Raw genomic sequence first — 9,944 nt, forward strand, 5'->3', positions numbered from 1 at the left:
TCATCTCGTCATTATGACGCAGGAGACTTGGCGACGCCCGCCATCTCGAGCTGCATCAGCACCATGTTGACGAGCCCGTTGACCGACGGGCGGCCCGTTTCGATCACGAAATCGGCGCATTCGCGGTAGAGCGGATCGCGGACTTCGTAGAGCGCCTCGAGACGCCCTTTCGGGTCCTCGGTCTGCAAAAGCGGCCGGTTCTTGTCGCGGCGCGTGCGCAGCCACAGGTCGTGCGGATTCGCGCGCAGATAGACGACGATGCCGTGCTGGCGCAGTGCTTCGCGGTTTTCAGGGCGCAGCACCGCGCCGCCGCCCGTCGCGAGGACGATGTTTTCGCGGCCGGTAAGCTCGGCGATCACTTGCGCCTCGCGGTCGCGAAAGCCCGCCTCCCCTTCGAGTTCGAAGATCACGGGGATGCGCGCGCCCGTGCGCGCCTCGATTTCGTGGTCGGAATCGAAGAACGCGCGATCCAGCCGGCGCGCCACGGCCCGGCCCACGGTGGTCTTGCCCGCCCCCATGAGCCCTACGAAAAAAACGTTGGCGTGTGCGTCCCGCGCTTGCAACTTATCCTCTGGCTAATCCGGTGTAGTTCGTGCGGCAGCTTACTGGCAAAGCGCCTGCCTTGTCGAGCCTGACGGCCCGCGCGCTTGCGTCCCGTCCGACGTTCGGCCCCCGCCTGTGGCGCCTTGCCCGGCGATCCGTCAATTCGTCTGCACAACCCTCGGCGTAATGAAAACGACGAGTTCGCTGGTCAGATCGCGATGGGCGCGGTGACGGAAAAATGCGCCCAGAAGCGGTATTTTGCCCAGGAGCGGCACGCGCGTCACATCATCGCGGTCGTCGGCCTCGTAGATTCCGCCGATCGACACCGTCCCGCCGTCCTCCACCTCGACGCGCGTCTGCACGTGCTTGGTATTGATCGCGGGCCCGGACGCTGTCTGCTCGCCGACGCTGTCCTTCGCGACATCCAGATCCAGCACGACCCGGCCGTCAGGCGTGATTTGCGGCTCTACCTCCAGTTTGAGGCTCGCGCGGCGAAACTGCACGCCCGACACACCTTGCCCGACTTTCGCCTGATACGGCAGCTCCGTGCCCTGCTCGACGATCGCCTTCATCCGGTCCGCCGTCACCACGCGCGGGCTCGACACGATCTGGCCGCGCCCTTGCGCTTCGAGCGCGCTAAGCTCGATGTTCAGAAGCCGCGTCGCTTGCGCGGCGAAAAGCGTCAGGCCCGCCGTGGCAGCGTCGAAGCCCGAAATCGGGCGCGCCGACAGATCGAAGACCGCGCCGTCCTTGCCGCCGACAAGGCCCGTCGCCTTTCCGTCCTCACTCGCGGCTGCCATCGACAGCTTCACGCCGAGATTGCGCGAGAAGCCCTTCTCCGCTTCGACGATCCGCGCCTCGATCAGCACCTGGCGCGTCGGCCGGTCGAGCGACGCGACCAGTTCCGCGATCTGCACGAGGCGCGCTTCGAGATCGGTGACGAACAGCAGATTGGTGCGCGCATCGGCCATCGCCGCGCCACGCTTCGACAGGACGCGCTGATTGCCCGACGCTGCAAGCAGCTTGCGCAGTTCGTCGGCGTGCGCGTAGTGCAGTTCGAACGTGCGGCTCGCGAGCGGCTCGAGTTCGGCTGCCCGCGCGTGGGCCTCGAAACGCTGACGCTCGCGCGCGGCGAGTTCCGACAGCGGCGCGACCCAGATCACCTTGCCGCGCTGCTCCATCGCGAGGCCGTTGACGTCGAGCAGCGTATCGAACGCGGTGCGCCACGGCACATTGTCCAGATGCAGCGTGACCGTGCCCCGCGCCTTTTCGCTCGCGACGATGCTGAGGCCCGTGAATCGCGCGAACGCGCCGAGCACGGCGCCCAGCTCGGCGTGCTGAAAGTGCAGCGTGATTGGCCTGTCGGCGGGAAGCGCGTCGGATGCGCTCGTGCTCAGACGAGCGGCGGGTGCAAGCGGGACGGGCGGACCTTCGAGCGCTTCATGCTGTGCTTCATGCCGTACTTCCTGCTGATCTTGCCGTGCTTCTTTCTGTGCCTCGCTTTCTGTCTTGCGCCGAGGTTCGGCGTCATCGCGTTCGGCGGAAAGCGCCCGCTCGGACTCCAGCGGCGGCGCCTTCGCATCGGCTGTCGATACGCCACCGTCATCCGCTGCATCGAGCACGAACGGATTCGCGACGTCCGTCGTAATCACGCGCGGCAACGGCGGCATGCCGGCCGGCGCGATCGCGTCATCGAACGGCATGTTCGAGGGAAGCGGTGGCAACGCCGCGCGCGCCGCCATCGCGACGCAGGACGCGCACGCGAGAAGCCATCGTATGTTGTGCGGGCGCATCATTCGACGGCCTCCGCAAGCGTGAACGAATGCATGCTGCCATCGCGCTTCGCAAACGTGAGTGCGTTGGCATCGACATGAGCGACACGCTCGTCGCCCCACTGCTGCCCGCTTTCGAGTGTCTCTGCGCCATCGCCCGTTTCGATCAGCGCGAGCCCGCGCATGCGGTCGGCCAGCAGTCCGACGAGTCGTATCGATACCGGCGCGTCCTCCGATGCCGGTGCGAAAGTCGGTGGCTGGAACGGATCGTAGAACACGATCTCTTCGTCGGGATCGAATGCATCGGGATCGTTGCGCACAGTTGGGCGCGTGGCGCTCGGCACGGGATGAATCGCGTTGAACGAATGCAACGTCGCGCTCACCGACAATGCCTCGCCCTGGCGCTTGAGCGTCAATTCGTCGGGCACGACGAGCACGGGCAGGCTCGACAGGCCTTCGAGAAAATCGACGGTGTGATCGAAGTCGGCCTGCGCTGTCACGTGCAGCGGACGCATCGCGTCGAGCCCGCTTCCCGCCACCACGCCCGGCTCGATCTTCAGCAGCGTCACGTCGCTACGCGCCGCGAGCTGGGAGATAACGCGCACGTCGTCCGCGGAGCTCCATCCCGCCGGCACATGCGCGACAGGCGCCGCGCGGCGCAACGCTGGCAGTTGTGCAACAGCGGCTTGCGCTTCGCTCAATTTTCGCTGCGCGACTGACAAGGCATCGCTGCTCGTCTGCACGCCGCTCATATCCGCGGCGATCCACGCGTTCGCGCCGAGCGCGAACACGGCAACGGCAATCGACAGCGCAACAAGGCAGCGCCGCCGCGCGCTCCATGCTTCAAGCGGCACGCGCAGGCGCTCGGCGATTGCGTCCCCGAACGGCACGCGCTTAAACGGCACGCCGATGCGGCCGACCGTGGTTGTGTTCATTTCTCACCTCTCGTTTTCTGATGAACCGACGCGGACGCTTTAGCCTTTCCAGGCGGCCCGTCCCACTTCAAATTCGCCGTGAGTTCGATGGCAGTGGACGATTCCGTTGCGCTTGCCGTGCGGTGCAGATCGCTGAGACTGGCGTCCTTCACACCTCTCAATGCGGCGAGCCGGTTCAACCACGCCGACGCCGCCGCGTGATCCGTCGACACAGCAAGCATCTCCGTATCGCGCCCACGCTGCCTCAACTGCTTGACGACGACCGTGTCGGACGGCTCCTGACTCAACGCATCGAGCAGATCGAGCAAATGAACGAGCGGCTCCGAAAGCGTCGCTGCACGCTCGTTCTGCAAGCGCTCATTGCTGGCTTCGCCTGTCAGACGCGCATGTTCGGCAAGCGGCGATGCAAGCGCTGCGAGCCTGCCGTCGAGGTCTGCACGCTGTCTGTCGATACGCGTTCGCTCGAATGCCTGCCAACCCACCAGCACCGCCACGGCAACGCAACCGCAAAGCGCCGCAGCCGTCCATTCGACATAGCGGCGCCGGCGCGCAAGCCGTGCATCGCGCTGCCGGTGCGGCAACAGGTTGAAGCCGCCGACTTTGATTCGCGTTGCGTTCATTGCGCGATGTCACGCAGCGCAAGCCCAAACGCGACTGCCAAACAAGGCTCGTGCAGCAGGTCCGAAAACGGGACCGCGTTGCCGTCGCTGAACGACGAACAATCGAACGGCAACACGGAGCAGCCCAGCACATCGCCGATGTCGGCCAGGGAGAAGCACACGCCTTCGAGCAAGTCGATTTCGCCTCCGACCAGCGCGCACACATTCAGACTGGCTTCCGCGAGATCGCGCAACGCGTCAGCGACACACGAGTACTCGGGCGACGGATAGCGGATTTCCTCCGCGACGGTTTCACCGTCGATGCGCCAGCCGTAGACGCCGTCGCTGCCGATCCAGATCGCGGCGTAAGGCTCGTTCACTTCGAGTTCGAATGTCGCGGCATGACGCAACGCGCGCAGCGCCGCGTGCGGCTCCACGTCGACGGTGGTCAGCGTGATGTCCGCCATCGCCGCGCATTCGATCCGCGCTTCGAGGTGCTCGCGCGCCGTCGCCGCAACCGCGATTTCGCCCAGGCGCGGCGGCGTGTCCTCGACATACCAGTCGACGGCCAATGCGTGACGTTCGATGCCCGCGATCCGCTCGGCTTCCATCATCACGACGGGCTCCACGGCCGCCCGCCGATGCTGGCCGTTAACGCGGCCGGCGGGCAGATGCGCGGTGAACGTCGCGGAGCCGGGAATCGCCATCGCGCAGCGCAACGCCTGCGACGTGCAATGCTGCGGCACATGCCCGAGCGCCACGGCGAGCGTGCGCGCCACCGCCTGCCGGTCGACGATCTCCATGCCCGCCATCGCGCCTGGCGCAAGCGGCTCCGAAGCCACGCACTCGATGCGCACAGGGCCGCCCTTTCGCCCGCTGTAACTCACCACCACGATCCTGACCGCTTGCGCACCTACATCGATGCCGACTGCGTGCCGCCGCATCGTCATCCGTAACGAGTCTTTCAACGCCATACCTTCCCCCTCGGACACAAACCGACTCTGAAGGTCCGCGTCATTCGAATGACGCGGACAACGGGAAGGATTCTGCGCAGCGCGGCACGTTAGCGAAATTCGGCCGAATGGCTAATGGTCCGGCGAGCGATATCCAGCGACACTCAAACGAACTACAGTGTTCTCATAGTCGTGCGGTTGCGGCAGCCGTAAGCACGCCGAAAGCTGCCAGGTCGGGCGGCTATAATCGCGGGACCGTTTTTTGGTGTTCATATGCAATCCACGACTCCTACGTCTCCGCCTCCGGCACCGCCGAAGCGCAAACGTCCTCTCTGGCTCAAGATCATCCTCGGGTTTGTCGGGCTGATCTTCGCCGGCATCGTCTGTGTCATGCTCGTGCTGGGCTATGCGCTGGTCGTCGCGACGCCGAATCTGCCGTCGCTCGACGCGCTCACCGACTATCGCCCGAAAGTGCCTCTGCGCATCTACACGGCCGATCACGTGCTGATCGGTGAGTTCGGCGAGGAGCGGCGCGACATCGTGCACTTCCGCGACGTGCCGGACAATCTCAAGAAAGCCGTGCTCGCGATCGAAGACGCCCGCTTCTACGATCACGGCGGCGTCGACCTGACGGGCATCGCGCGCGCCGGCATTGTCGCGCTCACGAACGGTCACGCGACGCAGGGCGCGAGCACGATCACGATGCAGGTCGCGCGCAACTTCTTTCTTTCCAGCGAGAAGACCTACACGCGCAAGGTCTACGAGATGCTGCTCGCGTACAAGATCGAATCGAAGCTGAGCAAGGATCAGATTCTCGAGGTGTACATGAATCAGATCTATCTCGGCCAGCGCGCCTACGGTTTCGCGAGCGCCGCGCGCGTGTACTTCGGCAAGGACCTGAAAGACCTGTCGCTGGCTGAATGCGCGATGCTGGCCGGCCTGCCGAAAGCGCCGTCCGCGTACAACCCCGTCGTGAATCCGAAGCGCGCGAAAGTGCGTCAGGAATACATCCTTCAGCGGATGCTGGAGTTGGGCTATATCACGGAGAATCAGTACGAAATCGCGAGCCAGCAGCCGCTCATCGTGAAGGGTGCGGGCAAGGAGTTCAGCGTGCACGCGGAATACGTCGCGGAAATGGTGCGGCAGATGATGTACGCGCAGTACCGCGAAGAGGCGTATACGCGCGGCCTGAACGTCGTGACGACGATCGATTCCGCCGATCAGGACGCCGCCTATCACGCGCTGCGCAAAGGTCTGATGGACTACGAGCGCCGTCACGGCTATCGCGGCCCGGAGGCGTTCATCGATCTGCCCGCCGACACGGGAGAACGCGAGCAGGCCATCGACGATGCGCTGCTCGAACATCCCGACAACGGCGAGATCATCGCAGCTGTGGTGACGTCGGCGAATCCGAAGCAGGTGCAGGCAACGCTGATCGACGGCAACGTCGTGACGATTCAGGGCGACGGACTGCGCTACGCGTCGTTCGCGCTCAGTGCGCGCGCGCAGCCGAACCAGCGCGTGAGGCCCGGCGCCATCATCCGTATCGCCAAGAACGACGACGGCAACTGGTCGATCACGCAGTTGCCGCAGATCGAAGGCGCGTTCATTTCCGTCGTGCCGCAGGACGGCGCGATCCGCGCGCTCGTCGGCGGCTTCGACTTCAACAAAAACAAGTTCAATCACGTGACGCAAGCGTGGCGTCAACCGGGTTCGAGCTTCAAGCCGTTCATCTACTCGGCGTCGCTCGAAAAGGGTCTTGGGCCCGCGACCGTCATCAACGATGCGCCGCTCTTCTTCAGCGCCGCCGAGACGGGCGGCCAGGCATGGGAGCCGAAGAACTACGGCGGCGGCTTCGACGGTCCGATGTCGATGCGCACCGCGTTGCAGAAATCGAAGAACCTCGTGTCGATCCGCATCCTCAATCACATCGGCACGAAGTACGCGCAGCAGTACATCACGCACTTTGGCTTCGACGCGGACCGTCATCCCGCCTATCTGCCGATGGCGCTCGGCGCGGGTCTCGTCACGCCGCTGCAGATGGCGGCCGGCTACTCGGTGTTCGCGAACGGCGGGTATCGCATCAACCCGTATCTGATCGCGGAAGTCACCGATCAGCGCGGCGTCGTCGTCGCGCACGCGGAGCCGCTCGTCGCCGGCAGCAATGCGCCGCACGCGATCGAGCCGCGCAACGCATACGTGATGAACAGCCTGTTGACGAGCGTCGCGCAGCGCGGCACGGGCGCGAAGTCGAACGTGCTGAAGCGCACTGACCTCGCCGGCAAGACGGGCACCACCAACGATTCGCGCGACGCCTGGTTCGCCGGCTATCAGCACACGTTGTGCGCGATTGCGTGGATGGGCTACGACAACCCGCGCAGCCTGGGGGACAAGGAAACGGGCGGCGGGCTCGCGCTTCCTGTGTGGATCGATTACATGGGTCGCGCGCTGAAGGGCGTGCCCGAGTACAAGATGCCGATGCCGGAAGACGTGGTGACGCTCGGCGACGAACTGTATTTCGACGACTTCACGCCGGGCAACGGCTTCGTGTCGACCGTCGGCGTGACGCTACCGCCGCCGGAAGCGAGCGGTGCGGCAAGCGCCGCGCCCGCTCAGGTCGGCGCGCAGGAAAAAGAGGACATCATGAACCTGTTCAAAGGTCACTAGCTCCGCTCACGCCGGATCGCGTAAAAAACAAAGCCGCCGCGTGCTGAACGCGGCGGCTTTTTCTTTCTGGACACGCGCATCGGCATCATGCACGTCGATACGAAAACGAATGAGTTACGGCGCGATCCTCACCGGCTCGCCTGCCTGCTGTGTCGCGTATTCGGACAGCGCGGCGTAAAACTCGGTGCCGTTACGCGTGTCGCGCCACTCGCCGTCGACGTAACGGAAGTGATATCCGCCCGATTTCGCGGCAATCCAGATCTCCTGCATCGGCGGCTGAAGGTTCACGATGATCTTCGTGCCGTTCTCGAATTCAAGCGTCAATACGTTGCCGCTGCGCTCGAATTCGATGTCGGCGTCGGTATCGTCGAGCGCGCGCTCGACGGCCGCGAGCACGGCCTCGGCACGGGTCAGGTATTCACTGTCGGGCATGCTAAACTCCAGCGATTAATTGTTCAGGGACAGTCATGCGAGTCGTTTTCCGGATAAGCGCAGCGGCAACTGATGTACTGGCGCCCCGCGGATGGCCCCGCGCGATTGTAGCGACTCTGGCTATTGTCGCAGGTGTCGCGCTCAACGGCTGCGGACAACGCGGTTCGCTCTATCTGCCGACCGTTCCGCCTCTTCCGGCCAAACCGAACGAACAGACCCAGTCCTCGCCCGATGCAGTGAAACCCGGCTCCGAATCCGCTAGAGACTCCGTACCGGATACGTCGGGCACGCCGCTGTCCTTGTCGCCCGATACCGAATTGCGCACTGCGCCGAATGAGAATGCGCCCGCCCAACCGGCGTCGGGTGCATCTGATGCTCAATAAGACCGTCGCATGACTCAATCTGCCTTCGCCTATGTCGACGGCGTGCTGCACGCTGAAGGCGTGTCCGCCGTATCGCTTGCCGAGCAATTCGGCACGCCGCTTTATGTCTACTCGCGCGCGGCGCTCAGCGCCGCGTGGCACGCGTACGCTGACGCGTGCGTCGGCCGGCGCGCCACCGTGCACGTCGCCGTGAAGGCGAACAGCAACCTCGCCGTGCTCAATCTGTTCGCGCGCATGGGCGCGGGCTTCGACATCGTGTCGGGTGGCGAACTGGCGCGCGTGCTCGCAGCGGGCGGCAAAGCGGAAAACACCGTGTTTTCAGGCGTCGGCAAGAGCGTCGCGGAAATGCGCGAAGCGCTCGCGGCAGGCGTGAAGTGCTTTAACGTCGAGTCGATTCCCGAACTGGACCGACTGAACGCCGTCGCTGGCGAAATGGGCAAGAAGGCGCCCGTGTCGCTGCGCGTGAATCCCGACGTCGACGCGAAGACGCATCCGTATATCTCGACGGGCCTCAAGTCGAACAAATTCGGCGTCGCGTTCGACGACGCGCGCGCCACGTATCGCGCGGCCGCCGCGATGATGAACCTGGAAGTGGTCGGCATCGACTGCCATATCGGTTCGCAGATCACGGAAGTCGCGCCGTATCTCGATGCCGTCGACAAACTGCTCGAACTCGTCGACCAGATCGAAGCGGACGGCGTGAAGATCCGGCATATCGACGTGGGCGGCGGACTCGGCATCACATACGACGACGAAACGCCACCTGATATCGGCGACTTCGTGAGCACGCTGCTCGACCGGATCGACGCGCGCGGGCACGGTCATCGCGAAGTGTATTTCGAGCCGGGCCGCTCGCTCGTTGGCAACGCAGGCGTGCTGCTTACGCGCGTCGAGTTCCTGAAGCCGGGCGTCGAAAAGAACTTTGCGATCGTCGATGCGGCGATGAACGATCTCGCACGTCCCGCGATGTACGAGGCGTATCACGCGATTGAACCCGTCGTGCAGCGCAACGGCGACAAGCATCTGTACGATGTCGTCGGTCCCGTGTGCGAAAGCGGCGACTGGCTCGGGCGCGAGCGGGAACTGGCCGTGGAGCCGGGCGATCTGCTCGCGATCCGTTCGGCAGGCGCCTATGGCTTCACGATGAGCTCGAACTACAACACGCGTGCGCGCGCCGCCGAAGTGATGGTCGATGACGACAAGGCCTACGTCGTGCGCCAACGCGAAGAAGTGAAGGAACTGTTCGCGGGCGAATCGGTTCTGCCTGATAGAAGCTGAACACTTCGAACACTCGAAGCAAAAAGGCGATGCGTACAAAACGCATCGCCTTTTTTGTTGCCCTCTCCAGCTTCGCACGAGTGGCTAGTGTTCCGTTCCGTTGTTAACTGATCTATGTTCGCGTAGCATGTTGACGTCAGTGGAACGGGAGACATCAGCATGTCGATGGGACGACCTAAGGCGGAACTGGTGCTGAACGAAGACGAGCGCTCGCAACTGATATCGATCACACGTTCTCGCTCGATTTCGGCTGCGCTGGTCACGCGGGCGCGCATCGTGCTGGCTACGGCTGACGGAGAGCCCAACAGTGCGATCGCGCAGCGCCTGCAACTCACGCGCGCTACGGTGGGCAAGTGGCGTCTTCGGTTTCTGGATCAGCGCA

The 9,944-nt window shown here is 64.3% G+C and carries 10 protein-coding genes; 4 read left to right on the top strand and 6 right to left on the bottom strand.

Going from position 1 to position 9,944, the window contains the following annotated elements:
- Positions 1 to 11: 11 nt before the first annotated feature.
- The 5 genes from GCT13_RS31195 to pilM all read right to left on the bottom strand — a co-directional run bounded on the left by GCT13_RS31195 (position 12) and on the right by pilM (position 4,823).
- Positions 12 to 563 carry a shikimate kinase gene (locus GCT13_RS31195; RefSeq protein ID WP_152764715.1) on the bottom strand — a complete coding sequence of 184 codons (552 nt, stop codon included), beginning with the start codon at positions 561 to 563 and terminating at the stop codon, positions 12 to 14.
- 138 nt (positions 564 to 701) lie between these two features.
- Positions 702 to 2,339, bottom strand: coding sequence for a type IV pilus secretin PilQ (locus GCT13_RS31200; RefSeq protein WP_152764717.1), 1,638 nt, complete (start codon positions 2,337 to 2,339; stop codon positions 702 to 704).
- Positions 2,336 to 3,250, bottom strand: coding sequence for a hypothetical protein (locus GCT13_RS31205; protein WP_152764719.1), 915 nt, complete (start codon positions 3,248 to 3,250; stop codon positions 2,336 to 2,338). Before GCT13_RS31205 ends, GCT13_RS31200 begins: the two co-directional genes overlap by 4 nt.
- Entirely contained in the window at positions 3,247 to 3,870 is a 624-nt protein-coding gene (locus tag GCT13_RS31210; protein WP_152764721.1) for a fimbrial assembly protein, read from the bottom strand. Before GCT13_RS31210 ends, GCT13_RS31205 begins: the two co-directional genes overlap by 4 nt.
- Positions 3,867 to 4,823 (bottom strand): type IV pilus biogenesis protein PilM, encoded by a 957-nt coding sequence (gene pilM, locus GCT13_RS31215; protein ID WP_152764723.1) that lies wholly within the window; start codon positions 4,821 to 4,823, stop codon positions 3,867 to 3,869. The genes GCT13_RS31210 and pilM overlap by 4 nt, the downstream gene beginning before the upstream one ends.
- 252 nt (positions 4,824 to 5,075) lie before the next feature.
- Between pilM and GCT13_RS31220 the strand changes: the two genes are divergently transcribed.
- Entirely contained in the window at positions 5,076 to 7,469 is a 2,394-nt protein-coding gene (locus GCT13_RS31220; RefSeq protein ID WP_152764725.1) for a penicillin-binding protein 1A, read from the top strand.
- Between the two features lie 114 nt (positions 7,470 to 7,583).
- On the opposite strand, the gene cyaY is transcribed toward GCT13_RS31220, so the two are convergent.
- Positions 7,584 to 7,901: an iron donor protein CyaY gene (gene cyaY / locus GCT13_RS31225; protein ID WP_152764727.1), complete on the bottom strand. Its 318-nt coding sequence runs from the start codon at positions 7,899 to 7,901 to the stop codon at positions 7,584 to 7,586.
- A gap of 35 nt (positions 7,902 to 7,936) precedes the next feature.
- On the opposite strand from cyaY, the gene lptM reads away from it, so the two are divergent.
- The 3 genes from lptM to GCT13_RS31240 form a co-directional block, all read left to right on the top strand.
- Positions 7,937 to 8,284 (top strand): LPS translocon maturation chaperone LptM, encoded by a 348-nt coding sequence (gene lptM / locus GCT13_RS49645; protein WP_152764729.1) that lies wholly within the window; start codon positions 7,937 to 7,939, stop codon positions 8,282 to 8,284.
- A gap of 9 nt (positions 8,285 to 8,293) precedes the next feature.
- On the top strand, positions 8,294 to 9,562 hold the full coding sequence (gene lysA / locus GCT13_RS31235) for a diaminopimelate decarboxylase (protein ID WP_152764731.1): 1,269 nt from the start codon (positions 8,294 to 8,296) through the stop codon (positions 9,560 to 9,562).
- Between the two features lie 159 nt (positions 9,563 to 9,721).
- The coding region (locus GCT13_RS31240; RefSeq protein WP_193727797.1) for a helix-turn-helix domain-containing protein at positions 9,722 to 9,944 on the top strand (223 nt) is incomplete at its 3' end.

It is taken from the genome of Paraburkholderia franconis (genome assembly GCF_009362735.1).
In the GTDB taxonomy this organism is placed as follows: domain Bacteria; phylum Pseudomonadota; class Gammaproteobacteria; order Burkholderiales; family Burkholderiaceae; genus Paraburkholderia; species Paraburkholderia franconis.

Coding starts and splice junctions, on each gene's coding strand:
- GCT13_RS31200 (WP_152764717.1), bottom strand. CDS start 2,339: ATGATGCGCCCGCACAACATACGATGGCTTCTCGCGTGCGCGTCCTGC.
- GCT13_RS31205 (WP_152764719.1), bottom strand. CDS start 3,250: ATGAACACAACCACGGTCGGCCGCATCGGCGTGCCGTTTAAGCGCGTG.
- GCT13_RS31210 (WP_152764721.1), bottom strand. CDS start 3,870: ATGAACGCAACGCGAATCAAAGTCGGCGGCTTCAACCTGTTGCCGCAC.
- pilM (WP_152764723.1), bottom strand. CDS start 4,823: ATGGCGTTGAAAGACTCGTTACGGATGACGATGCGGCGGCACGCAGTC.
- GCT13_RS31220 (WP_152764725.1), top strand. CDS start 5,076: ATGCAATCCACGACTCCTACGTCTCCGCCTCCGGCACCGCCGAAGCGC.
- cyaY (WP_152764727.1), bottom strand. CDS start 7,901: ATGCCCGACAGTGAATACCTGACCCGTGCCGAGGCCGTGCTCGCGGCC.
- lptM (WP_152764729.1), top strand. CDS start 7,937: ATGCGAGTCGTTTTCCGGATAAGCGCAGCGGCAACTGATGTACTGGCG.
- lysA (WP_152764731.1), top strand. CDS start 8,294: ATGACTCAATCTGCCTTCGCCTATGTCGACGGCGTGCTGCACGCTGAA.